We start from the raw sequence: 22,889 nt of genomic DNA on the forward strand, positions 1-22,889 counted from the left end.
CTCAGTTGCCGAACATGGTGGCGAAGCGGGCCTTGTCGGCTTCCGTCACCTTGACCACGGCTGCGATGTCGGAAGGCATGACGTTGATCTTGGTGCCCTCCGGCAGCCAGGACGGCGAGCCGACGCTGGGCTTGGCCGGGATATACCCCATGGCGAGCGCAAGCTTCTGGCCGTCATCGGAGAGGATGAAGTCGACGAAGGCCTTGGCGGCGGCCTCGTTCTTGGTCGTCTTCACGATCGCGACCGGCTCGGTCACCGCCGGGGCGCCTTCCTTCGGGAAGACGAAGTCGATCGGCGAGCCCTGCTTCTTGGCGTTGTAGGCCATGAAGTCGACGAGCACGCCATAGGCCTTCTCGCCGGTGGCGACCGAGCGCAGCACGGCCCCATTGCCGCGCACGGCGACCGCTTCGTTGGCCTTCAGCCCCTCGAAAAGCTTCCAGCCGAGATCGGGACGCGCCGTCATGGTCGAGAGCATGATCGCTGCGGCGCCCGAATAGAGCGGGCTCGGCATCGAGATCTGGTCCTTGTAGCCGGGCTTGTCGAGATCGGTCCAGGAGCTCGGCTTCTCCTTCGCGGCAGTGTTGTAGGCGATGCCGGTGGTGATCAGCTTCGAGCCGAAATAGGTCTTGTCGGCGTCGAAGGAGCCGGGCTGCAGGCCGTCGGTCTTGGCGCCGGGATAGGCGAGAAGCTGCTTCTGCGCCTTCAGGATCTCCATGCTCGCGGCATCGGCGATCAGCAGCACGTCGGCGCCGGGCTGGCCGGCCGATATCTCGGCGGCGAGCTTGCCCATCACCTCGGTCGTGCCGGAGCGGAAGATGTCGACGTCGACGCTGGGATAAGCCTTCTTGAAGGCGGCAATGGTCTGGGCCGCATCCTTCTCCGGCTGCGAGGTGTAGAGCACGAGCTTGCCCGAGGGGGCCTGCGCGAAGGCCGGGCCGGCGGCGAGCAGCGCGCCGAAGGCCGCGGCCATCACGAATTTGCGTCTCGTCTGGGTCATCATTTCGTCTCCTCCGTTATTCGCCGTCGACCTTTGCGCCCGTTGCGGTGGCCGATCTTGCATTCTGATGGTCTATAGCTGGCAATTCACGGCCTTGCGCGGCCGCGACCGCCCTTCAATCACAAAAGTATCTCGGGGCTTTCCAGCGCCTCGCGCAGATCGGCCATGAAGCGGGCGGCGGCGACGCCGTCCACGATCCGGTGGTCCGAGGACAACGTGAAATTCGCCATCGGCCTCAGCACGATCTGGCCGTCTCGGCCAACAGGCTTGTCGACGGTTCGGCCGACCGCGAGAATCGCGCCCTGCGGCGGATTGATGATCGCGGTGAAGCTGTCGACGCCGTACATGCCGAGATTGGAGATGGTGAAGGTGCCGCCGCCGAGCTCGGCCGGTGTCAGCGTGCGCCTGGCCATGCCGTCGCGCAATCTGGCGAATTCGCGCGTCATCGCCGGCATATCCATGTTGCCGGCATCGCGCAGCACCGGCACGACGAGATCGCCGTCGCGCTCCATGGCGATGCCGATGTCGATGCGCTCGTGGAAGCGCGTGGCCTCGCCCTCGGCGGATGCGTTGATGACCGGGTGGTCGCGCAGGATGCGGGCAGCGATGCGGGCGATCAGCACGGTGATGCTGGGCTTGGGTGCGCCGATGCGCTCGTGACGGACGGCGAGGCGGCGCAGCAGATCGCGGGATGCACTCATCTCGATCTCGGAGGTGAGATAGAAATGCGGCGCCGTGCGCATGCTCTCGGAGAGCCGGTTCGCGACGATGCGGCGGATCGCCGAGAAGGGCTGCAGCCGGCCCTCGGAATTGCTCGCGGCCGGGACTAGCGCGGGGCGCGTCTCCTGCGCGGGGGCGCAACGCGGGCGTTGCTCCAGATGGCGCTTCACATCGGCTTCCCCGATGCGTCCGCGCGGTCCAGTGCCGGCCACTGCCTTGAGATCGAGGCCATTCTGGCGCGCGATACGGCGGGCGAGCGGCGTGGCGCGCAGGCCCGGCGCCACAGATTGAGCCGCAGAGGCGCCTGACCCCAGAGCCGCGCCTTCAGGGTTGGAGGTGGCAGCCGCCACGGAAGCCGCAGCGGCTGCCGGCTCGGACGGCGTGGTGGCGGCCTCGCCGTCGAGGTAGATCCAGGCGACGGGCGTCCCCACCGTGATCGGCACGCCGGTCTCGAGCTTGATGCCGCGGATCGCGCCGCTGGCCGGCGCCTCGACCTCCATCACGGCCTTGTTGGTGCCGATTTCGAAGATCGTGTCGCCCTGGCGGACAAGATCGCCTTCCTTGACATGCCAGGCCTCGATCGTGCCCGTCTCCATGTCCATGTCGACCTTGGGAAGGATGACCTCGACCGGCATCAGGCTTCCCCGCGGCGCACGAGATTGGTGGCGGCGGCAACGATGTCGTCCTCCTGCGGGACGGCGGCCTTCTCCAGCACCGGATTGTAGGGGATCGGCGCATCAGCGCCGCCGAGCCGGATGATCGGCGCGTCGAGGAAGTCGAAGACCTCGCTCTCGGCGATCATCGCCGAGATCTCGGCGCCGATGCCCATGGTCTTGACGCCCTCGTAGACGACCAGCAAGCGGTGCGTCTTGCGCACGCTCTCGGCAATGGTGGTGAAGTCGATCGGGCGGATCGAGCGGAGGTCGATGACCTCGGCCGAGATGCCGTCCGCTGCAAGGCGCTCGGCTGCAGCCTCCGCCTTGCGGGCCATGATCGAGGAGCCGACGATGGTGACGTCCGTGCCCTCGCGGCGGATCGCCGCCTGGCCGATCGGCACGCGATAGGCCTCGGCCGGGACATGGCCCTTGGTCTTGTAGAGCAGCTTGTGCTCGAAGATCAGGACCGGGTTGGGGTCGTCGATGGCGGCAAGCAGCATGCCCTTGGCGTCATGCGGGGTGCTCGGTTGCAGGACCTTGAGGCCCGGCACATGCGCGAACCAGGCCTCCAGGCTCTGGCTGTGCTGAGCGGCGGCGCCGGTGCCGGAGCCGCCGGGCAGACGCACCACCATCGGCACGCTCGCCTTGCCGCCGAACATGAAGCGGATCTTGGCCGCCTGGTTGACGAGCTGCTCCATGGCAAGCGTGACGAAATCCGAGAACTGGATCTCCAGCACCGGCCGCATGCCGGTGATCGCGGCGCCGACCGCGGCGCCGGCAATGCCGAGTTCGCTGATCGGGGTGTCGATCACGCGTTCCTTGCCGAAGCGGTGGACGAGATCGCCGGAGACGCCGAAGGCGCCGCCATAGATTCCGACGTCTTCGCCGAAGAGGAAGACGCGTTCGTCGGCTTCCATCGCCTGACCGAGCGCCTCGCGCACCGCCTCGGCATAGGAGAGTTCGCGAATCTCGGCCGCGGCCTCGAGGGTGTCAGAGGGCATAGACGTCACGGGTCAGGTCTTTCGGATCGGGGTCCGGGCAGGCGCGGGCGAATTCGACGGCGGCGTCGATGTCGCGCTGGGCATCCTCTTCCAGCTTCATCAGCGCCGCAGCGTCGAACCGGTCATGCGCCTTGAGCTCGTCCTCCAGGCGCCGGATCGGGTCCTGCGCCCGCCACTCCTCGATCTCCTCCTTGGTCCGGTAGAGATTGCGGTCGCTCTTGGAGTGGCCGCGCCAGCGATAGGTCTTGCACTCGATCAGCGAAGGGCCTTCGCCGGAGCGGGCCCGCGCAATCGCTTCGCGCGCCACGGCCGCGACGCCGGCAAGGTCGTTTCCGTCGAGGCAATGGCCGGGCATGGCGTAGGCGGCGGCACGGTCTGCGACATTCGCCACCGCCATGGCGCGCGAGATGTCCATCGACATGCCGTATTTGTTGTTCTCGCAGACGAAGACGACCGGCAGCTTCCAGATCGAGGCCATGTTGAGCGCCTCGTGGAAGGCGCCCTCGTTGGAGGCGCCGTCGCCGAAGAAGACCATGCAGACCCGGCCGTTCTTCTGGGCCTTGATGCTCATGCCGACGCCGACCGCGATCGGCAGGCCGCCGCCGACGATGCCGTTGGCGCCGAGATTGCCGCCCTCGACATCGGCGATGTGCATCGAGCCGCCGCGGCCCTTGCAGTAGCCGGTCTCCTTGCCGAAGAACTCGGCGAACATCAGCTTCGGCTCGGCGCCGCGCGCGATGCAGTGGCCATGGCCGCGATGGGTCGAGAGGATGTAGTCGTGCGCTTCGAGCGGCAACGTCGTGCCGACGGCGCTGGCCTCCTGGCCGATCGAGAGATGCATCGTGCCGTGGATCAGGCCGCGCATGTAGCTCGCCTCGGCCGCCTCCTCGAACTTGCGGATGAGGTGCATCCGGGTCAGCGCGCGCGCCACCGTCTCGTCGTCGAGCGCGGCGAGTTCGGGCCGCTGGTTGGGCCTCGGCGCGGCGCTCGCCATGTCGTCCGTCTTGCGTGCGCTCATGTCTGGGCTCCGGAGGTCAGCGCGGCGATCATCGCGTCCTGAGCGCGGCGCACCTCGACGATCTTCAAGCGCTCGTCGGGGGTAGCGTCGGCGAGCGTGATCAATTCGCCCTTGGCGACGGCGCGCGTCATCGTCGCGCCCTGAGCGAGGCCGATCGGCAGCGCCTTGCGCGCTTGAGCATCGGCGCGTGAGAGCGCGAAGCCGCGATAGCCGTATTCGCCGATGGCATCGAGCGTTTCGCCGGCCGCGAGATCGCGCTTCGCGACGCAGCCGACCTCGGAGGTCGGCACCGGCAGCGGGCGCATATGGCTCTGGTTGAAGATGACGGCGGCAGCGGCCGAAAGCGGCACTTCCAGGCTCGTCAGGTGATAGGGCCGGAAGAAGGAGTAGTAGGGGCCGGGGCCGAGATGCAGGTCGCTCATCCGCTCGCGGACGCGGGGATGGCGCATCTCGGCGATGGCGAAGACGCCGGGCGCCACGCCCTTGGCCACGGAGAAATCGACCACGCCCCTGTGCGAGAGGAGGCCGCCTTCTTCCTTCGGGCAGAAATAGTTCTGCAATTCGTCCTTCGGCGCGGCGGGGCCGTGCATGCCGGGGATGTCGGGGATGAAGCCGCAGGCATTGGCGATGGCGACCATCTCGACCATCGTCTTCGAGCCGTCGACGAACTCGACGAGCATGCGCGGGTTCATGTTTCGGCGCTTGGCCTCGTCGACATAATCGGCCGGCACCGCGTCGATCCGGAAGGGGTTGTTCTTGCCCTTGCCGGCGGCGACGACCGGATAGCCCATGGCGCGGATGAAGTTGATCAGCTCCATCGCGGCGGCCGGTTCGTCCCCGGCGCCCAGGGTGTAGACCACGCCAGCCTTCGCCGCCTCGGCAGCGAGATACGAGCCGATGGTGATGTCGGCCTCGACATTCATCATCACGATGTGCTTGCGCGCGGCGATCGCCGTCAACGCCACCCGCGAGCCGGCTTCCGGATTGCCGGTGGCGTCGATGATGACGTCGACCGACGGCGAGCGGCAGATCAGATCGAGCGAGGACGTGGCGGCGATGTGGCCTCTGCGCCGGGCGGCGTCGAGCCCCGCCTCGTCAGAGACCGAAGCAACCTCGCCCTTGCGCCCGGCCAGCGCGGCGGCGTCCGAAATCCTGTCCTGCGCAATGTCGGCCACGGCCGCGATCTCGATTCCGGGCATCTGAGAGATCTGCACGACAATGTCGGTACCCATCTGGCCGGCGCCGATCAGGCCGACGCGAACGCGCTTTCCGGCTTTCTCGCGCAGGTCCAGGGCTTCGGCCAGGGAGAGCCCGACTGCTGGCGCGCCAGATGGCGGCGGCGGTTGAATGGCGGCCATGTTCCTCGAGTGCTCCCTTGGACATATGTTCTTTTGCCGGAACAAAAGGACAGGACATCTATTCTGTCAAGAGCACTATGTTCGGGGCAGTTGCCTTTGATGCGCCGATGCTGCGATGCTGTGTGGGCGCGGTGGACGGTATGGCGGATTAGCAGTGCAAGACGCATTCGACGGAGGATCTGCTCAGGGCGAAGGACCGGTCGCGGAAACCAAGGTCCGCGCTGCCTGGCTGTATTATGTCGAGGGCTTGACCCAGGAGCAGATCGCCGAAGCGCTGGGCCTGAGCCGGGTCAAGGTCATCAGGATGCTGGCCGCGGCCCGAAACGACGGTATCGTCAAGATCAGAATCGACGCGCGCTCGGCCCGGCAAGCCGCGTTGGAACGCGGATTGGTGACCGCGCTCGGGCTCCAGGAGGCAGTCGTCGTACCTGCGGCACGCGACCCGGCGAGCGTGTCCTCTCTCGTTGGCTACGCTGCTGGTCTTTGGCTTTCGGACCGGATTGTCGACGGCATGTCGCTCGCCGTGGGCTGGGGACGAACACTGAGCCAAGCGCTCCGCGGCATTCAACCCCGTCAGATCGAGGCGATGTCGGTGGTGTCCCTGCTCGGCGGGCTGACCCATTCCCGCAGCATCAATCCTTCAGCGGTGGCGCGGCGCGTCGCCGATCTTTTCGGGGCCGATTGCTTTCAGCTCACCGCACCGGTCTTCGTGTCAGACGCCAAATTGCGGGATGCGCTGTGGCGCGAGCCGACATTGCGCGAATTGCGCGACCGGGCCAAAGCGGCCGATATCGCATTGGTCAGCGTTGGCGATGTCGCTGCCGGGTCGACGCTGTTTCGCGAGGGCCTGTTGCCGCAATCGGACCTGGCATCTCTAAAAGCGGCCGGAGCGGTCGGCGACCTTGTCTGCCATTTCATCGATGCCGAGGGGCAGTTGGTCGATCACCCCGTTAACAGGCGGGTCATGGCGGTAAGCCCTGCCGATCTCAGGGGGATCGGCCTGGTGGCCATCGCGGCGGGCGGTGCCGACAAGCAGGAAGCGATTCGCGCGGCTCTGCGGGCCAGCAATGCCAAGGTCCTCATCACCGATGAGAGCGCCGCAGAAGCGCTTCTGGCCAAGAACACGGCGAGCAATACCGCCAAAGAGCGAATTCACGCATAGGGAGAACACGATATGGCAACCAATTTCGAGCAATTCGCGCGAAATTCCCTCCAGTTTCGGCCGTCCGATATCCGCCTCGTTCTGGAGCGCGTGCATTCTCATGTCGTCAAGCCACGCATGACACCGGAGGAGCTGCTCGAGGTTGTTCGCGGCCTGGGCTTTGAAACGGTCGAAGCATTCGGAGATCGGATCGGCCTGGAACAGCGGACAGCCGAAAGCTGGGCGCGATACGGGCTTTCAAGGGATGCGGCGCAGCTCCTGCTGGCCCTGCTGAACTATCGCCAACGTCTCCTCGACGCGATGGATGATTTCGAGAAGACGACGCAAATACCGTTGGATGGCTTTTTCGAAAACCAGCAGCTCCCATAGAGAAGATACTTGGGATTGAAGCGCGTATCCGATAGAAATTTGGATACGCAAACCCAAGGACGAGCACGGCAAGGTGCAGCGGCAGCTTGCCGCAGCTCCCTTCCGTTATCGAGAGAACGGTTCGCGAGAGGTCGTGCCGGCAACGACGAGGACAACGAAAGGTTGGACCCTGCCGAAGGGCTGGCCGATCAAAAAATGACGGCATCTGAATCAGCCCTGCGCGAGTCCCAGAGGACGTCGGCATGATAGGGCTGATCGGAAAAAATTCAGCGACTTGGCTGTGGCGCTCCCTAGGGGACTCGAACCCCTGTTTTCGCCGTGAGAGGGCGACGTCCTAGACCGCTAGACGAAGGGAGCAGCGCCGGTCGTGGGCGTTCTGTAGTCGGAGCACCGCGGCGCCGCAACTGCTTTTTTGCAGCTGTCCCGACAAAAATCATTGAGCCTGCCCGGCGGGTTCGACAGCCGCGGCGATAATCCGGACCTTTCCATGCGGATTGTGGCCAAGGTGGAGACGATCGGAACATCCCGCTCGGTTGCCGGCGCGACCGACGCGCTGCACCGACGAAAAGACGGCGCGGGCCGCGCGGGAAGCGGCCAGACAGGTCTTGCAAGCCTGCCGATGAAGCTGAAGACTGCCCCGGAGGAGCTTGGGGGAGCGTTTCGGTGGACGGGAGCGAGCAGCGACGACACCTGCCCTTCGCCGCGCTCCAGCGCAGCCGCCTGGCCTTTCGGGCCGGGCTCCGTGGCCTCATCTCGATCGTGTATCCTCCGGTCTGCATCGCCTGCCAGGCCGCGACCGGCGAGGCGCAGGCGCTCTGCGCGGCCTGCTGGGGCAGCATCGGCTTCATCGAGCGGCCCTATTGCGAGCGGCTCGGCACGCCCTTCGCCGTAGATCTCGGTCCCGGCCTGCTTTCACCGACCGCGATCGCCGACCCGCCGGTCTTCACGCGGGCCCGCGCCGTCTGCCGCTTCGACGGTGCGGCGCGCGAACTGGTGCATCGCCTGAAATATGGCGACCGCATCGAATTGTCCCTGACACTCGGGCGCATGATGGCGCAGGCAGGCCGCGAGCTCCTCGGCGAGGCCGAGATCGTCGCGCCCATCCCGCTCCACCGCACGCGACTCTGGAACCGGCGCTTCAACCAGGCAGCCACGCTGGCCGGCATCGTCGCGCGCCAGGGGAAGCTTCCGCTCGCGCCAGAGCTGCTCGCCCGCGTCAAGCGCACGCGCCAGCAGGTCGGGCTCACCCGCGCGCAGCGCGCCGACAACCTGCAGGGCGCGTTCAGGGTGCCGGACGGCATGCGCCCGCAGGTCGARGGCCGGCGCGTCCTCCTGGTCGACGACGTGCTGACCACAGGCGCGACCGCCAATGCCGCAGCCCGGGCATTGTTGCGGGCCGGCGCCCGCGAAGTCGACATCCTGACCTTCGCGCGGGTCGTGACGGATGGCCGGGAAGGCACTACATGAGGGCTCAGCATCTTATCGAGAGTCCTCAGCCCATGCCGCCGGTCACGATCTACACCACCTCCTGGTGCCCCTATTGCAAGGCGGCCAAGACCCTGCTGACCCGAAAGGGCGTCGCCTTCTCGGAGATCGATGTCGACGGCCAGCCGGAACTGCGGCAGGCAATGACTGCCCGGGCCGGCGGGCGCACTTCGGTGCCGCAGATTTTCATCGGCGAGCGCCATGTCGGCGGCTCCGACGACATCCACGCGCTCGATGCCCGCGGCGAACTCGACAAACTGCTGGCGGCCTGAAGCACGGGGCCTCGACGGCCCTGCCAAGCCAGCCTGCGGCGCCCCTTGCGTGCCCATTTGCCTTGGTGGCGCGACACCACCATCTAAGACGACATGATCCGCTACACCCTCATCTGCGACAACGGCCACGAATTCGACAGCTGGTTTCCGTCCTCGGCCGGTTTCGAGGACCAGGCGAAGCGCGGCTTCGTCAGCTGCCCGATCTGCAACAGCACCAAGGTCGAGCGCGCGATCATGGCGCCCAGTGTCGCGCGCACCGATCTCGACGCACGCGCGGCCGAGCCTGCACCGGAAGCTTCTGCGCCCGCGGCCGCGCCGCCAGCCCCGGTCGCGCTGATGAGCGACAAGGAGAAGGCTTTCCGCGAGATGCTGACGGCGCTGCACCAGCATGTGCATGAGAATGCCGAGCATGTCGGAGAGCGCTTCGCCGACGAGGCGCTGAAGATCCATCATGGCGAGGCGGAATCCCGCCCCATCTATGGCGAGGCGACGGCCGACGACGCCCGCGCGCTGCATGAGGAGGGCGTCGACTTCCTGCCGCTGCCGCGCTTGCCCGGCACGCGGAACTGAAGCCTCCGGCCGGACCGACACGCGCCTCCTTCCCGCCACAAGCGCGCCACGAATAAAAATTCGGGACCCGGGACACCCGGTTTTGCGTTCTATGGCAAAGCGTTAAATCAAGGGCCGGCGGAAGGAGACCTCCGTCGGCGGCAGCTTTGCGCGCCTCGGCCCTTCCTTCCCGGATTAACTTTCTGTTAAGTGTTTCGGGTTTCTTTGCCGGTGATCCCGGTGCGCCCCCCGGCTGCCCATGATCCCGAACTCAGGAGGTTGCCGCATGAAGCGGGCCGCGATCGCTGCGCATGGTCTCCGTTCCGACGGGGTTTTCCGGTACGGCGGACGTGGATCCATCCCGATTCTGATGGCTCTCCTCGCGCCGGCGCTGGGCGCCTGCAGCATGTCGCCGGTCGAGACCGCCGCGGTCTCTGCGCCGGCGACGAAGGAGCCGACCGCCGCGCGCAAGCGCGCCGTCGCTCTGGCCAAGGCCGATCCGCGCGAGAAGGAATGCCTCGTCCGCGCGATGTATTTCGAATCGAACCGGTCGAGCGAAGCCGGCCTGCTCGGCGTCGGGACGGTGGTGATGAACCGGGTCGAATCGGCGCGCTACCCTGAGACCATCTGCGGCGTGGTCGGAGCACCCCGCCAGTTCGCGTCCGGCGTCCTGACGCGCCCGATGCCGGAAAAAACCCTGCCGAAGATCGAGGCGATCGCGGAAGACATCCTCAACGGCCGCCGGAACGAGTCGGTCGGGTCTGCCAAGCACTTCCATATGGCTGGCATGCGCTTCGGCTACGCCAACATGCGTTACGTGACCGTGGCCGGCGGCAACGCCTTCTATCTCAAGGGCGAGCGCCCCGAGCGCAGGCGTATCGAGGAGCCGACGATCCAGCTCGCATCGGCGTCCACCTCCGCACCCCTCGCGACCTCTTCCTCGACGGTCTCCACGTCCTTCGCATCGGCGCCGCTTGCCTTCGCTCCCGAGACGGCGGCACCCAAGCTCGTTACGTTCCAGACACCGGCTGTCATGCTCGTCAAGAACGCGCCGCTGCCGCCGGGCCGGCCGCTCGATCTCGATCTGCCGAAAGCCTCCATCCGCGCCTTCGTGGTGCCTCCCAAGGCCGACAATCGCCTGGCGCTGCTGCCGGATTCCGAGATCAGGGGCAGCCTTTCCTCGCGATAGGCATCGGGACCAGCGCAGCCCTGTGCGACCCCGTACCGACGCCCGGATTGCGTCCGCCTAACGTCGAAGAGGACATCGTCGAGGCTCTGGCGTTATCTTCGCCGCAGTGCAACATTCAGATTGCTCTGCAATACGGGGAGACGCCATGACCGCGACCAAGCTTGGCGGCCACCAGACGGGCCAACGCGACAAGCCCTGGATATTCCGCACCTATGCGGGCCATTCCGACGCGGCTGAATCCAACCGGCTCTACCGGACCAATCTCGCCAAGGGCCAGACCGGCCTTTCCGTGGCCTTCGACCTGCCGACGCAGACGGGCTACGATCCGGACCACGTGCTGGCGCGTGGCGAGGTCGGCAAGGTCGGCGTGCCCGTGAGCCATCTCGGCGACATGCGGGCGCTGTTCGACCAGATCCCGCTGGCGCAGATGAACACCTCGATGACGATCAACGCGACGGCCGCCTGGCTGCTCTCGCTCTACATCGCCGTCGCCGACGAGCAGGGGGCCGACCGCAAGCTGCTGCAGGGCACGACCCAGAACGACCTCGTGAAAGAGTATCTCTCGCGCGGCACCTATGTCTTCCCGCCGCGCCCCTCGATGCAGCTCACCACCGACATCGTCGTCTTCACGGCCAGCGAGCTGCCGAAGTGGAACCCGACGAATGTCTGCTCCTACCATCTGCAGGAGGCCGGCGCCTCGCCGGTGCAGGAGTTGTCATTCGCGCTGGCGACGGCCATCGCCCTGCTCGATTCCATCCGCGCCCGGCCCGAGGTCTCGGCGGAGGAGTTCCCCGGCACCGTCGGGCGCATCTCCTTCTTCGTGAATGCGGGGATGCGCTTCGTCACCGAGCTCTGCAAGATGCGGGCTTTCGTCGAGCTCTGGGACGAGATCACGCTTGGCCGCTACGGCGTCGCCGACGAGGCGATGCGGAGGTTCCGCTATGGCGTGCAGGTCAATTCGCTGGGGCTGACCGAGCCGCAACCGGAGAACAATGTCTACCGCATCCTGATCGAGATGCTCGCCGTGACGCTCTCGAAGAAGGCGCGCGCGCGGGCCGTGCAGCTGCCCGCCTGGAACGAGGCGCTCGGCCTGCCCCGCCCCTTCGACCAGCAATGGTCGCTGCGCATGCAGCAGGTTCTGGCCTATGAGACCGATCTGCTCGAATTCGGCGACATCTTCGATGGTTCGACCGCGATCGACGCCAAGGTCCGCGAACTCAAGGAAGCGGCGCTGGAGGAACTCGCCAAGATCGACGACATGGGCGGCGCGCTCGCCGCCGTCGAGACCGGCTACATGAAGCAGGCGCTGGTGGAGAACGGCGCCCGTCGCATCGAGGCGATCGAGCGCGGCGAGCAGGTCGTCGTCGGCGTCAACAAGTTCACCAACAGCGAGCCCTCCCCGCTCTCGGCCGGCGACAGCGCCGTCGTCACCGTGCCGGATTCGGTCGAGAGCGAGGCGGTTGCCCGGCTCAAGGCCTGGCGCTCGGCGCGCGATGCCAAGGCTGCCGAGACGGCGCTGACCGAGCTTGCGGCGAGCGCACGGGAGGGCCGCAACGTCATGCCGGCCTCGATCGCCTGCGCCAAGGCCGGCGTCACGACCGGCGAATGGGCGCAGACCCTGCGCGAAATCTTCGGCGAGTACCGTGCGCCGACCGGCGTCGACACCACGAAGCTCGGCGACGCCACCGGCCTCGCCACGGCGAAGGCGGCCGTGGAGAAGGCGACGGAGCGGCTCGGCCGCCCGCCGCGCTTCCTCGTCGGCAAGCCCGGCCTCGACGGGCACTCGAACGGCGCCGAGCAGATCGCCGTGCGCGCCCGCGACGCCGGGATGAGCGTCAGCTATGGCGGCATCCGCCAGACGCCGGAGGAGATCGTCAGCGAGGCCAGGGAGCAGCAGGCCGACATCATCGGGCTCTCGATCCTCTCCGGCTCGCATCTGCCGCTGGTGCGCGACGTCACCGCCCGCCTGCGCGTCGCCGGCATGAACGTGCCGGTCGTGGTCGGCGGCATCATCCCGCCGGACGACGAGAACGCCCTGCGCAACATGGGCGTGGCACGGGTCTATACGCCGAAGGATTTCGCGCTGGACGGCATCATCGCCGATGTGGCGGGGCTGGCGGCGAAGCCGAAAAACTAGGCGGCTTCATTCTCGGGCGAAGCACAGCGCAGACCCGAGAATCTCTTGCCTAAGAACGCTTCAGGACCGTCCCTCTCGCGTCATGCCCGGGTCAGCCCGGGCATGACGCGAGAGGGTCAAACCATCCCCACGCTCTTCAACTGCTGATAGGCCTTCAGGATCTCCTGAAGCGTGCCTTCGCGCGAACGGTCGCCGCCATTGGCATCCGGGTGGAAGCGCTTCACCAGCTCCTTGTAACGCGCCTTGATCGCGGCTGAATCGGCGGTGTCGTCAAGGCCGAGCGTATCGAGCGCCTTGCGCGCGACGATGCCAACGCGCGATTCCGGTTGCGCGGCCTGCTGCTTGTTGCGGGCGCCGAAGAGGTTGAAGGCGTCGTTCATGTCGGCGCCTGCCTCGCCGTTCGCCGCACGGCCGCGCTGCGACATCCGCGCCGCCTTGGAGTTGACGCCGAGCTTCCAGGTCGGCCGGTGGCCGATCTCCTCCTGCTTCTGGTAGGCAGCGAGCGCGTCGTCGTCCATGCCGGCGAAGTAGTTGTAGGTCGCGTTGTAGGCCTTCACATGCTCCATGCAGAACAGGAAGAACTGGCCCTCGCGGCCGCGCCCCTTCGGCGCACGGAACTCGCCGCCGCGCGCGCAGCCCGGATGGTCACAGCGTGGCGCATCGCCGTCCACGGTCGCTTCGGCCTCGGAAGAGCCGATCCTGATGCTGTCGAAAAGGCGCGAGTTGATGTTCATCGTCGACGGTTTATGAGACGCAGGGTTCGGGCCGGCAAGTGCGATGCAGCGCACCGCCGAACCGACAGGACAATCATCGCAACGGTGGCACGATCATGACCGCAATCGCTGAAAGAATCACGCGAAAGCTGACCGAGGCCTTTGCGCCACAGGAATTGAAGGTGATCGACGAGTCGCACCAGCATCAGGGGCATGGCGGCTGGCGCGAGGGCGGCGAGACTCACTTCCGCGTCAATATCGTATCAGAGGCCTTCGCCGGCAAGAGCCGGCTCGAGCGCCACCGCCTCGTCAATGCGGCGCTGGCGCAGGAGCTGGAAGACCGTGTCCACGCGCTTGCCATCGCCGCGAAGGCGCCGGGCGAGGCCTGAGCACTCATGCCTTTGCCGGCTTGGGCGGCGCGAGCGCGTAGATCGCGACCGAGACCAGCAGCAGGACGGCGAAGGCCCAGTGCAGATTGGCGAAGGTCGCGGCGGCATCGAGCCCGGCCGCGCGCTGCTCGGCGATGAACCAGCCGGAGGCCGACTGCACCGCCGCGGCGCCGGCGATGAAGAGGAAGTTCACGAAGGTCATGCCGCGCCCGATCAGATGCTCGGGGAAGAACTGCCGCGCATGCGCCATCAGGATCGCATAGGTGAAGCCTGCCGCGCCGATCAGCGAAAACAGCGCCACCGCCGTCAGATGCGAACTCTGCCCGCTCCGCGCCAGCAGGACGAAACCGAGTGCGGTCACGACCGTTCCCCAGGCGACGATCGCCTTGGCTCGGCCGGTGCGGCTTTCCAGCCAGCCATAGATGAAGGCGCCGACGATCATCGCCACCGCCATGATCGTCGCGGCATGGCCGGCCGAGACGGCGTCGAAGCCGTGGACCTGCGTCATGAAGGGAGCAATCCACAGCCCGCGCGCCGTGGCGACGATGGCGTAGCCGGTGATGGTCAGCGGCGCGAGTAGCCAGAGCGGCCTGAGCGCCAGGATACTGGCGAGTCCCTGCAACAGCCCTTCGTCCGGCGCGGCGAAGGCCGGGCGCGGTGGCGGGTCACGCACGAGCATCACGGCCAGAACGGTCGCGGCCAGGAAAGCCGCGGCCATCGCCATCATCGACGCCCGCCAGCCGAAATGCGCCGCGGCGATGGCAAGCGGCCCGGCCCCGACGATATTGCCGAGCGAGCCCAGCGCGATGAACAGCGAGGTCAGCAGCCCGAAGCGGGCAGGCGCGGCCGTGCGGGCGAAAAGGAAGAGCGACGACATGAAGATCGGCGAGCAGCCTATTCCGATCAGCGCCATTGCAATGCCAGCCGACATCGCGCCGCCCGCCTGGGCGAACAGAAAGGCTCCCGCCGAGCCGATCGCCATCGCAACCGCCACCGTCCGGCGCGGCCCGACCCGGTCGAGCGCCCAGCCGACGGGGAACTGCGCCAGCGCAAAGGCGATGAACCAGGCGGCGCCGAGCTGGCCGAAGGCAGCCGGGCCGATGCCGAGATCGCCCATCACCGGCCCGGCGATCACGCTCAGGAAGGAGCGGTAGAAGATCGAGAGGATGTAGGCCGGCAGAAGCGCGATGAAGACGGTCACGTTGGGGTATCCGCTTTGGCTGCTAAGCCGGTGACGCCCGGCTCGCCCGGAACCACACGCCATCCCCGGTTCGACCCGGTATCCGTGCCGGAGCACCGCCGAAGCAGGTTCAGGCATGGATCCCGGCTCTTCGCTTCGCTACGGCCGGGATGGCACAAACTTCCGGGCGGACCGAACAAGCACCTGCCCGAGGTGACTCACTTGATCCGTTCGAGCACGGAGACGTAGTTCGCGACTGCCGCCCCGCCCATGTTGAAGATGCCGCCGAGGCGGGGATCGCTGAGCTGCATGCCTTCCGGCGCCTCGCCGGTGAGCTGCATGGCCGAGAGCACATGCATCGAGACGCCGGTCGCGCCGATCGGATGGCCCTTGGCCTTGAGACCGCCGGAGACGTTGACCGGCAGCTTGCCGTCCTTCTGCGTCCAGCCTTCCTTGATGGCGCGGGCGCCGTCGCCTTCCTTGGTCAGGCCCATCGCCTCGTATTCGATCAGCTCGGCGATGGTGAAGCAGTCATGCGTCTCGACGAAGGAGAGGTCGTCCAGCGTGACGCCGGCCTGAGCCAGTGCCTTCTGCCAGGCGAGCGCCCCGCCTTCGAACTTCAGGATGTCGCGCTTCGACATCGGCAGGAAGTCCTGGACATGGGCCATGCCGCGGAAACCGACGGCACGGCGCAGTTGCAGCGCGGTCTCCTCATCGGCCAGCACGAGCGCAGCGGCGCCGTCCGAGACCAGCGAGCAGTCGGTGCGCTTCAGCGGCCCGGCGACATAGGGGTTCTTCTCGCTTTCCTCGCGGCAGAAGGCGTAGCCGAGATCCTTGCGCATCTGCGCATAGGGGTTCTCGACGCCGTTCTTGTGGTTCTTGGCCGCGATCATCGCGAGCGCGTCGGACTGGTCGCCGTGACGCTGGAAATAACCGGCGGCGATCTTGCCGAAGACGCCGGCGAAGCCGCCCTGCGTCTCACCCTCCTCGGGCAGATAGGAGGCTTTCAGCAGGTTCTTGCCGATCTCGGGACCGGGCGTCTTGGTCATCTGCTCGACGCCGACGACGAGGACGATCTTGGCGGCACCGGTCTTGATCGCGCGCACGCCCTGATGCACGGCGGCGGAGCCGGTGGCACAGGCGTTCTCGACACGGGTCGCGGGCTTGAAGCGAAGGGCCGGATCGGCCTGAAGCACCAGCGAGGCGGTGAAGTCCTGGGCCGAGAAGCCGGCGTTGTAGTGGCCGAGCACGATCTCATCGACCTGGTCGGCGGTGATGCCGGCATCGACCAGCGCGTCGGTCGCAACCCGCACGATCAGGCTTTCGACGGTTTCGGCATCCTGCTTGCCGAACGGCGTATGCGCCCAGCCGACGATTGCAGCGCTCATGACGGTTCTCCCTATAATGTGTAGCTACACGTTATCTTGGCAGCCTTGCGCCGTCCGGCAAGCCCGTATCCTTGCATGATCGCCGTGCGCGGATCGGCTGGCTAGCTCTGCCTCCAGCACTAGCCGCCCCCAACACTCACTGCAATGCCACCGAGAGCAGCAGCCCCACGCCGCCGACGATCATCGCCATGCCCAGCATCTCGCGCCAGCTGGTGCCTTCGGAAAAGAGGCGGCGCGAGGCAATCTGCGCCAGCGGCACCTCGATCAGCGCCAGGGTGCGGACATTGGCGGCCGTGGTCAGCGAGAAGCCGATGAACCAGAACTGCGAAGCGGCGGCTCCGAGGAAGCCGGCGGAGAGCGAGCGGCGCCAGTTCTTGAGGCTCCGGAACAGGGCCTCGCGATTGGCGGCGAGCAGGTAGACCGTGAGGATCAGCGTCTGCAGGCCGAGGCCGAGCACGAGAATGGTCGAGGCGCGGATCAGGAAGCCGCCCTCCGGCAGTGCCTGGATGCCGCCACGGAAGCCGATCGCCGACAGTGCGAAGAAGGCGCCCGAGACGATGCCGAGCACGGCCGGGCGCAGGCCGGCGCGGGTCAGCTTCTCGCCGGGCTTCCAGGACACGACGATCACGCCGGCCGTCGCGATCGCGATGGCGAGGAATTTCAGCGGCGTCAGCGCATCGCCGAGCAGAGCCGCGCCGAACAGCGCCACCTGCACCGGCTCGGTCTTGGTGTAGGCGGTCGTCACTGCGAAAGAGCGCTCCCGCATCGCCGCCAGCATCAGCGCCGTCGCCGCGATCTGTGCGAGCGCGCCCCAGAGCGTATAGCCGAGCGAAGCCGTGCCGACGGCCGGCGGCAGGCGCTCGAGGCCAATGCAGGCCAGGATCAGGAACAGTACCGCGAAAGGCAGGCCGAAGAGGAAGCGCACCTGCGTGGCACCAACGACTCCGATGATATCGGTGAGGGAGCGTTGCGCCAGATTGCGGGCAGTCTGCAGCAGCGAGGCGAGAATCGTCGCCGGAATCCAGAGAAGGCCGAAAGCCACGGTAAACTCCGGGAAAGAATGAGCGCCTAGGGTTGCTTGCAGCTTTTGAACCGACGCCCCCGTCTAGGCAAATCGCTCGGCAGAGGGTAGGTATGCATCTGCTGGCTGGCGACTGCGTCGGCCGTCTCGAAAATGCAGCATGCGTCGCGTTGAAAGCTGCGCGTCCCGCTTGGTCCAGACTGCCCGCCTCCTCTTCGTCCCGCCAGTTTCATCCAGACAGGTTCAAAGCCCGCCCGATGACCCCCTCCCGCTTTGCCGCCGCCCTCGCCCTCAGCTTCGTCGCAACGGGCCCCGCCCTCGCCGGCGCGAGTCTGGTCGTCGATGCCGCGAGCGGTGCAGTGCTCTCCAGCGAGAACGCGACGCAGGCCTGGCGGCCGGCCTCCACCACCAAGATGATGACGATCTATCTCGCGCTGAAGGCCGTGCGGGAAGGACGCCTCGGACTGGAGACCGCGATCCCGGTTTCGAAGCTCGCCGCCAGCCAGCCGCGCGTGAAGGTCTATGCCCGGCCCGGGCAGGAGATCACGCTCGACAACGCGCTGCGCATCATGATGGTGAAGTCGGCCAACGACATCGCCTATGTCGTGGCCGAGGGCGTCGGCGGCGATGTCCCGACCTTCGTCGGCATGATGAATGCCGAGGCCCAGCGCCTCGGCATGCGGGACAGCAATTTCGTCAATCCCAATGGCTGGGACCATCCCGACCAGCAGACCAGCGCGCGTGACCTCGCCGTGCTCGCCATGGCGCTGATGCACGACTTCCCGCAGTATTCGGACTACTGGAACACCTCGGCCGTCCAGCTCGGCAAGCAGGTGATGCAGAACACCAATGGCCTGGTGGGCCGCTATGCCGGCATCGAAGGCATGAAGACCGGGTTCACCTGCGCCTCGGGCTTCAACGTCGTCGCGACGGCCAGCCGCGGCGGCAAGACCCTGATCGCCGTGGTGCTCGGCTCGGTTTCCGGCGTCGAGCGCACCGTCAAGGCCGCACAGCTCCTCGACGACGGCTTCAGCCGTTGGGGTGGAGGAGGCCTCACTGTCGCTTCCATGTCGCCCAGCGGCACGCGCGCCCCCAACATCTGCGACGATGTTCGCCATCGCGGCGGCGGCGTGGCGCTGGCCGACGATGCCGATATCTCCGGTCCGCTCACCGCGTCCGCAGCCGCCGGCGGCAATGATTCCGATGGCGGCCGGTTCGGCACCTTCGCGACCCAGTCGGCAGGCCCGGTCGCGACACGCTCGCCGCGCGGGCGTATCGTTCTCGGCCAGCGCGCGCAGGTCGCGCCGATTCAGGTCTCCTTCGGCCGCACCGCGGGCTCCGCTGCTGCTCCGCTGGCCGCCAACGCCACGGCCCAGCCGGAGTCGCGCGTCGCGCGCGGCACGGCCCCGACGATCGAGCCGGGCGCACCCGTTACCGCCGGACTCGCCATGCCGCCCCGCCGCACGGCGTCGAGCAATGGCGCGATCCCGCGCGGCACCACGGCCTTCGCCCCGGCCGACGCCCCGATCCAGCCGTCCTCCGATGCGTTCGAGGCCGGCCCGCTGCGGCTTCAGGGCGCGGTCCAGCGCGGTGCGGCGAATGCCGCGAGCCTGCGTGCGGGCGCTGCCGCCGGCATCAAGCCCGCTCCCCGCAACGCCAAGGCGCAGGCGGCCAAGCCCCAGCCAGCAAAGACCCCGGCAGCCAAGCCCCAGTCCGGCAAGGCGCCCGCCAGCACGAGCGCATTGCCCAAGCCGCGGCCATCGCAGGCCGCCGCGAAGCCGCAGGCCGACAAGCCCGCGGCCAAGGCGAAGGCCAAGCCCGCCAGCGACGCCTGAGGCCTGATTGGACGCGGGGCCGGCCAGCGCACGCCAGGGTTTGCTGCTGGCTTTTGCCTCGGCAGCCGCCTTCGGCACCAATATCGTCAGCGCGCAGATCGCCGGGCAGGCCGGCCTCAGCGGCCCGTTGCTCGTCTTCTACCGCGTCCTGCTGATGCTGATCCTGGTCGGCGGTGCGGCGCTGGCCTGGCGCAGTTCCCTCAGTCTCACCCGCGACGAACGGCAGCCCGTCCTGCTCTTCGGTCTCGCGACCGCGCTGGTCGGCACCGCCTATCTCTCCTCGGTCAGCTTCGTGCCCGTCTCGGTCGCGGCCGTGGTGTTCTACACATTTCCGATCCTGATCGTGCTGACCGAGCCGCTGTTCACGCCAGCGCCATTCCGGGTCGACCGGTTCGCTGTCGCGCTCCTGGCCTTTCTCGGCGTCGCGCTGGTCGTGGGCCCCGATCTGCAGGGGCTCGATCCGCGCGGGCTGGCCCTCGCCTTCATCGCCAGCCTCAGCGCCACCGCGCAGTTCTTCGCCGCCGCACGCTGCGCCCAGGTCGCGACGCTGCCGAAGCTGTTCTGGTCGCATATCGTCATCCTGCCGGTGACGCTGGCGATCCTGCTGATCACCGGCGGCTTGCTGCCGCCGCAGACCTTCCTGCTCGCGCCGATCGCCGTCGCCGTCACCTATGGCGGCTACATCATCGGCTTCCTCTTCCAGATCCTGGCGCTCGCCCGCATTGCGCCCGGGCCGGCCGGCCTTGCCTTCTGCGCCGAACCGGTCTTCGCTGTGGCGATCGCCGCCATCGTGCTCGCCGAGCGGCTCGGTCCGCTGCAATATGCCGGCGGCGCCCTTGTCATCGTCGCGCTGGTCATTAATGTAATAGTAGAACATTCGAGGCGGGCCGTGGTGCCTGCCTAGAAGCTGGAGCGCCCTGCGTCCCGAAACGCATCGTGGCGATCCAGCCCTTTGACGAAGCATCGGATTTTCCCGGAGGGTGGGTTCCATCTTTCGGTCCGATGCCCTGAGACCGGACGACTGATCATGACCGGCGCCAACGCCCGCCCCGCTCCCATTCCGCTGACGCTGCTCACCGGCTTCCTCGGCGCCGGCAAGACGACGCTGCTCAACCGGCTGCTGAAGGACCCGGCGCTCGCGGACACCGTTGTGCTCGTCAACGAGTTCGGCGAGGTCGGGCTCGACCACCTGATGGTGGAAGGCGTCGAGGAGAACATGATCCTCCTCGAATCCGGCTGCCTGTGCTGCACCATCCGGGACGACCTCATCGTGACGCTCGAGGATCTGCTGCGCCGGCGCGACAATGGCCGGATCGGCGCCTTTTCGCGCCTGGTCATCGAGACGACCGGCCTCGCGGACCCGGCGCCCATCCTCAACGTGCTGATCAACCACCCGTATCTCGCCATGCGCTTCCAGCTCGACGGCGTCGTCACACTCGTCGACGCGGTCAACGGCATGGCGACGCTCGATGCCCATGAGGAGGCGCGCCGGCAGGTCGTCGCCGCCGACAGGCTTATCCTGACCAAGACCGACCTCGCAGGCTCGGCCAATGCGCTGCGCGCACGCCTCGCCGCTCTCAATCCGGGTGTCGAGATCCTCCTTCCGGATGCGGCGGCAAGCGCGCTGATCGGTGCAGGCCTCTACGATCTGGCGCGACGCCCGGCGGCGCTACGCCGCTGGCTGGCGGAAACCGAAGTTCCGGATCACCGCCACGGCCATCATCACCACCATGATCATGGGCACGGGCATCACCATCACGGAGAGGATCCGCATGACGTCAATCGTCACGACGAGGCAATCCGTGCGTTCGCGCTGACGGCCGACCGACCTGTCGCCCGAAGCACTTTCGATCTGTTCTGGACCCTGCTGCGCTCGCTCCATGGGCCGCGCCTGCTACGGCTGAAAGGTCTGGTCGACGTGGCCGAGCAGCCGGGGCGTCCGCTGCTCGTGCACGCCGTGCAGCAGATCCTGCACCCGCCCGTCACGCTCGACTCCTGGCCTGATGCCGACCGGCGCTCTCGCCTTGTCCTGATCGTCAAGGACGTCGAGGTGGAGACCGTTCAGCGCCTGTGGTCGGCCTTCCTCGGTCAACAGGCGGAGCGCGCCGGAACTGCGCGCTCCTAGATCGTATTTTCTTAACGCGGACCGGTATCCACCTCGCTCGAGAATGTTCTGACACGTCCGCTGCGGCCCGCTTCTTGAACCCGCCCTCCTGCATGGCGAGGCACAAGCCTGTGTCTCGCCATTCCGGTACAGCCTTGCACCGGAACGATACATCGGGAGCGGGACCGGATGAGCGAGTTCATAGCCCTGGCTGGCATGGGCGGCACGGCGTCGATGGTGCCCGCCGGCCGGCGATCGCACCCCGGCACTGCCGTCCACTGCGAAATCCGTCCGCTCGCCTCCTGTGACGGGATCGCTGCGGAATGGGCAGATCTCGCAGCGCGCGCGATCGAGCCCAACCCCTTTCTCGATCCCGGATTCGCGCTCACGGCGGCCCAGCATCTCGTCTCGTTCCGCGACGTCGCGCTCATGCTCCTCTGGCAGGGCGAGGCCGAACGGCAGCCGCGCCGGCTGATCGGCCTCGTGCCGTTCCGCCGACGCCAGCGCTTGTTCGCAGCCGAGGCTCTCGACGAATTCGCCGATCCCCGCCTGTTCAACGGCACGCCCCTGATCGACAGCACCTTCATGGCGCCGGCCCTGTCGGCGCTGCTCCGCGCCTGGCGCCGGGAAGCGGGGCCGACCGCCGGCCTGACCTTCCCGGCCGTCGATCCGGCCGGACCGTTCGCAGCGGCGCTCATCCGCATCGCCCGCCGGCACGGCTTTGTGGCGGACTGGCAAGGTCTCGGCATGCCTGGTCCGCAGCTGGCGGACATGGCCGTCGTCGCAGAGGCACGGACGGCTTTGGAGGCGCAGGGAACGCTGCGCCTGGAGAAACCGTCGACCCTCGCCGACCGGCGCGACGCCGTCGAGATGCTCCTTGCGCTCGAAGCCTCGGGCCGGCGCGGGCAGACAGGCCGCGCAACCCTTCAGGACATCCGTGAGGCCGCCTTCCTGCGCAGCATGACCCGCAGCCTCAGCCGGCAGAAACTTTGCCGGATCGCGCTGCTGATGCTGGACGAAAGGCCTATCGCGGCCGCACTGACGCTCGGCCGCGCTCCGACGAACTGGCTCTATCTGGCGGCCGGCGACGACAGTCTGGCTCCGGCCGAGCCGCTGGCGCTGCTCCTGGCGATGATGAACAAGGCGGCTCCCGCACGACAGATCAGGCTGGCCGGCGGCCTGCGGATCTTCGGAGCCGAGAGCGACGGCTTCGGCACGCTTCGTCTCAGCCATCGACGGGCCGGCACTCCGGCCGATCTGGCAGCCCGCATCCAGCGCCGGATCGGCCAGTCGCTGTTCAGAACCCGTTCCGATCAGCCTGCGACGCAAGCTGATCGGTAAAGCGC

21 protein-coding genes and 1 tRNA gene are annotated in these 22,889 nt (G+C 67.4%); 12 read left to right on the top strand and 10 right to left on the bottom strand.

Annotated features, from left to right (window positions below):
- Window position 1: 1 nt before the first annotated feature.
- The 5 genes from AC1DNE_RS21695 to AC1DNE_RS21715 all read right to left on the bottom strand — a co-directional run bounded on the left by AC1DNE_RS21695 (window position 2) and on the right by AC1DNE_RS21715 (window position 5,750).
- A complete protein-coding gene (locus AC1DNE_RS21695) occupies window positions 2-1,000 on the bottom strand; it encodes an ABC transporter substrate-binding protein (RefSeq protein WP_476766933.1) in 999 nt (332 codons plus the stop codon).
- Between the two features lie 116 nt (window positions 1,001-1,116).
- The gene (locus AC1DNE_RS21700; protein WP_476766934.1) at window positions 1,117-2,352 is read right to left on the bottom strand and encodes a dihydrolipoamide acetyltransferase family protein; all 1,236 of its coding nucleotides are present in this window, start codon (window positions 2,350-2,352) and stop codon (window positions 1,117-1,119) included.
- Window positions 2,352-3,374 carry an alpha-ketoacid dehydrogenase subunit beta gene (locus AC1DNE_RS21705; protein ID WP_476766935.1) on the bottom strand — a complete coding sequence of 341 codons (1,023 nt, stop codon included), beginning with the start codon at window positions 3,372-3,374 and terminating at the stop codon, window positions 2,352-2,354. The genes AC1DNE_RS21700 and AC1DNE_RS21705 overlap by 1 nt, the downstream gene beginning before the upstream one ends.
- On the bottom strand, window positions 3,364-4,368 hold the full coding sequence (locus AC1DNE_RS21710) for a thiamine pyrophosphate-dependent dehydrogenase E1 component subunit alpha (RefSeq protein WP_476766948.1): 1,005 nt from the start codon (window positions 4,366-4,368) through the stop codon (window positions 3,364-3,366). Before AC1DNE_RS21710 ends, AC1DNE_RS21705 begins: the two co-directional genes overlap by 11 nt.
- A gap of 20 nt (window positions 4,369-4,388) precedes the next feature.
- Window positions 4,389-5,750, bottom strand: a complete 1,362-nt coding sequence (locus AC1DNE_RS21715) for an NAD(P)H-dependent oxidoreductase (protein WP_476766936.1) — start codon at window positions 5,748-5,750, stop codon at window positions 4,389-4,391.
- Between the two features lie 154 nt (window positions 5,751-5,904).
- Between AC1DNE_RS21715 and AC1DNE_RS21720 the strand changes: the two genes are divergently transcribed.
- On the top strand, window positions 5,905-6,912 hold the full coding sequence (locus AC1DNE_RS21720; protein WP_476766937.1) for a sugar-binding transcriptional regulator: 1,008 nt from the start codon (window positions 5,905-5,907) through the stop codon (window positions 6,910-6,912).
- Window positions 6,913-6,924: 12 nt separating this feature from the next.
- Window positions 6,925-7,281 carry a hypothetical protein gene (locus AC1DNE_RS21725; protein WP_441472371.1) on the top strand — a complete coding sequence of 119 codons (357 nt, stop codon included), beginning with the start codon at window positions 6,925-6,927 and terminating at the stop codon, window positions 7,279-7,281.
- Between the two features lie 281 nt (window positions 7,282-7,562).
- On the opposite strand, the gene AC1DNE_RS21730 is transcribed toward AC1DNE_RS21725, so the two are convergent.
- Window positions 7,563-7,638, bottom strand: a tRNA-Glu gene (locus AC1DNE_RS21730).
- Between the two features lie 333 nt (window positions 7,639-7,971).
- On the opposite strand from AC1DNE_RS21730, the gene AC1DNE_RS21735 reads away from it, so the two are divergent.
- The 5 genes from AC1DNE_RS21735 (at window position 7,972) to AC1DNE_RS21755 (ending at window position 12,913) form a co-directional block, all read left to right on the top strand.
- Window positions 7,972-8,748, top strand: a complete 777-nt coding sequence (locus AC1DNE_RS21735; RefSeq protein ID WP_476766949.1) for a ComF family protein — start codon at window positions 7,972-7,974, stop codon at window positions 8,746-8,748.
- A 32-nt stretch (window positions 8,749-8,780) separates the two neighbouring features.
- The gene (gene grxC, locus AC1DNE_RS21740; RefSeq protein WP_441472370.1) at window positions 8,781-9,038 is read left to right on the top strand and encodes a glutaredoxin 3; all 258 of its coding nucleotides are present in this window, start codon (window positions 8,781-8,783) and stop codon (window positions 9,036-9,038) included.
- Between the two features lie 93 nt (window positions 9,039-9,131).
- Window positions 9,132-9,608 (top strand): DUF1178 family protein, encoded by a 477-nt coding sequence (locus AC1DNE_RS21745; protein WP_476766938.1) that lies wholly within the window; start codon window positions 9,132-9,134, stop codon window positions 9,606-9,608.
- A gap of 349 nt (window positions 9,609-9,957) precedes the next feature.
- Entirely contained in the window at window positions 9,958-10,776 is an 819-nt protein-coding gene (locus AC1DNE_RS21750) for a cell wall hydrolase (protein ID WP_441472368.1), read from the top strand.
- Between the two features lie 145 nt (window positions 10,777-10,921).
- A complete protein-coding gene (locus AC1DNE_RS21755; RefSeq protein WP_476766939.1) occupies window positions 10,922-12,913 on the top strand; it encodes a methylmalonyl-CoA mutase family protein in 1,992 nt (663 codons plus the stop codon).
- A gap of 116 nt (window positions 12,914-13,029) precedes the next feature.
- On the opposite strand, the gene AC1DNE_RS21760 is transcribed toward AC1DNE_RS21755, so the two are convergent.
- Window positions 13,030-13,647, bottom strand: coding sequence for a J domain-containing protein (locus tag AC1DNE_RS21760; RefSeq protein WP_441472366.1), 618 nt, complete (start codon window positions 13,645-13,647; stop codon window positions 13,030-13,032).
- A 95-nt stretch (window positions 13,648-13,742) separates the two neighbouring features.
- On the opposite strand from AC1DNE_RS21760, the gene AC1DNE_RS21765 reads away from it, so the two are divergent.
- A complete protein-coding gene (locus AC1DNE_RS21765; protein ID WP_476766940.1) occupies window positions 13,743-14,015 on the top strand; it encodes a BolA family protein in 273 nt (90 codons plus the stop codon).
- A gap of 4 nt (window positions 14,016-14,019) precedes the next feature.
- Here AC1DNE_RS21765 and AC1DNE_RS21770 read toward each other — a convergent pair whose 3' ends face one another.
- The 3 genes from AC1DNE_RS21770 to AC1DNE_RS21780 form a co-directional block, all read right to left on the bottom strand.
- The gene (locus tag AC1DNE_RS21770; protein WP_476766941.1) at window positions 14,020-15,216 is read right to left on the bottom strand and encodes an MFS transporter; all 1,197 of its coding nucleotides are present in this window, start codon (window positions 15,214-15,216) and stop codon (window positions 14,020-14,022) included.
- 197 nt (window positions 15,217-15,413) lie between these two features.
- Window positions 15,414-16,583: an acetyl-CoA acetyltransferase gene (locus AC1DNE_RS21775; RefSeq protein WP_441472364.1), complete on the bottom strand. Its 1,170-nt coding sequence runs from the start codon at window positions 16,581-16,583 to the stop codon at window positions 15,414-15,416.
- Between the two features lie 136 nt (window positions 16,584-16,719).
- On the bottom strand, window positions 16,720-17,625 hold the full coding sequence (locus tag AC1DNE_RS21780; protein ID WP_441472363.1) for an EamA family transporter: 906 nt from the start codon (window positions 17,623-17,625) through the stop codon (window positions 16,720-16,722).
- Window positions 17,626-17,861: 236 nt separating this feature from the next.
- On the opposite strand from AC1DNE_RS21780, the gene AC1DNE_RS21785 reads away from it, so the two are divergent.
- The 4 genes from AC1DNE_RS21785 to AC1DNE_RS21800 all read left to right on the top strand — a co-directional run bounded on the left by AC1DNE_RS21785 (window position 17,862) and on the right by AC1DNE_RS21800 (window position 22,884).
- Entirely contained in the window at window positions 17,862-19,439 is a 1,578-nt protein-coding gene (locus AC1DNE_RS21785) for a D-alanyl-D-alanine carboxypeptidase family protein (protein WP_441472362.1), read from the top strand.
- 7 nt (window positions 19,440-19,446) lie between these two features.
- Window positions 19,447-20,343, top strand: coding sequence for a DMT family transporter (locus AC1DNE_RS21790; RefSeq protein WP_441472361.1), 897 nt, complete (start codon window positions 19,447-19,449; stop codon window positions 20,341-20,343).
- Between the two features lie 117 nt (window positions 20,344-20,460).
- Window positions 20,461-21,564 carry a CobW family GTP-binding protein gene (locus tag AC1DNE_RS21795; protein ID WP_476766950.1) on the top strand — a complete coding sequence of 368 codons (1,104 nt, stop codon included), beginning with the start codon at window positions 20,461-20,463 and terminating at the stop codon, window positions 21,562-21,564.
- A gap of 168 nt (window positions 21,565-21,732) precedes the next feature.
- Window positions 21,733-22,884, top strand: a complete 1,152-nt coding sequence (locus AC1DNE_RS21800; protein WP_441472360.1) for a GNAT family N-acetyltransferase — start codon at window positions 21,733-21,735, stop codon at window positions 22,882-22,884.
- Window positions 22,885-22,889: the final 5 nt, after the last annotated feature.

This window comes from Allobosea sp. 05L423 (assembly GCF_056397745.1).

What these genes read in the sequence shown, in the direction of transcription:
- AC1DNE_RS21695 (WP_476766933.1), bottom strand. Translation starts at nt 1,000, where the DNA reads ATGATGACCCAGACGAGACGCAAATTCGTGATGGCCGCGGCCTTCGGC.
- AC1DNE_RS21700 (WP_476766934.1), bottom strand. Translation starts at nt 2,352, where the DNA reads ATGCCGGTCGAGGTCATCCTTCCCAAGGTCGACATGGACATGGAGACG.
- AC1DNE_RS21705 (WP_476766935.1), bottom strand. Translation starts at nt 3,374, where the DNA reads ATGCCCTCTGACACCCTCGAGGCCGCGGCCGAGATTCGCGAACTCTCC.
- AC1DNE_RS21710 (WP_476766948.1), bottom strand. Translation starts at nt 4,368, where the DNA reads ATGGCGAGCGCCGCGCCGAGGCCCAACCAGCGGCCCGAACTCGCCGCG.
- AC1DNE_RS21715 (WP_476766936.1), bottom strand. Translation starts at nt 5,750, where the DNA reads ATGGCCGCCATTCAACCGCCGCCGCCATCTGGCGCGCCAGCAGTCGGG.
- AC1DNE_RS21725 (WP_441472371.1), top strand. Translation starts at nt 6,925, where the DNA reads ATGGCAACCAATTTCGAGCAATTCGCGCGAAATTCCCTCCAGTTTCGG.
- grxC (WP_441472370.1), top strand. Translation starts at nt 8,781, where the DNA reads ATGCCGCCGGTCACGATCTACACCACCTCCTGGTGCCCCTATTGCAAG.
- AC1DNE_RS21745 (WP_476766938.1), top strand. Translation starts at nt 9,132, where the DNA reads ATGATCCGCTACACCCTCATCTGCGACAACGGCCACGAATTCGACAGC.
- AC1DNE_RS21750 (WP_441472368.1), top strand. Translation starts at nt 9,958, where the DNA reads ATGGCTCTCCTCGCGCCGGCGCTGGGCGCCTGCAGCATGTCGCCGGTC.
- AC1DNE_RS21755 (WP_476766939.1), top strand. Translation starts at nt 10,922, where the DNA reads ATGACCGCGACCAAGCTTGGCGGCCACCAGACGGGCCAACGCGACAAG.
- AC1DNE_RS21760 (WP_441472366.1), bottom strand. Translation starts at nt 13,647, where the DNA reads ATGAACATCAACTCGCGCCTTTTCGACAGCATCAGGATCGGCTCTTCC.
- AC1DNE_RS21765 (WP_476766940.1), top strand. Translation starts at nt 13,743, where the DNA reads ATGACCGCAATCGCTGAAAGAATCACGCGAAAGCTGACCGAGGCCTTT.
- AC1DNE_RS21775 (WP_441472364.1), bottom strand. Translation starts at nt 16,583, where the DNA reads ATGAGCGCTGCAATCGTCGGCTGGGCGCATACGCCGTTCGGCAAGCAG.
- AC1DNE_RS21785 (WP_441472362.1), top strand. Translation starts at nt 17,862, where the DNA reads ATGACCCCCTCCCGCTTTGCCGCCGCCCTCGCCCTCAGCTTCGTCGCA.
- AC1DNE_RS21800 (WP_441472360.1), top strand. Translation starts at nt 21,733, where the DNA reads ATGAGCGAGTTCATAGCCCTGGCTGGCATGGGCGGCACGGCGTCGATG.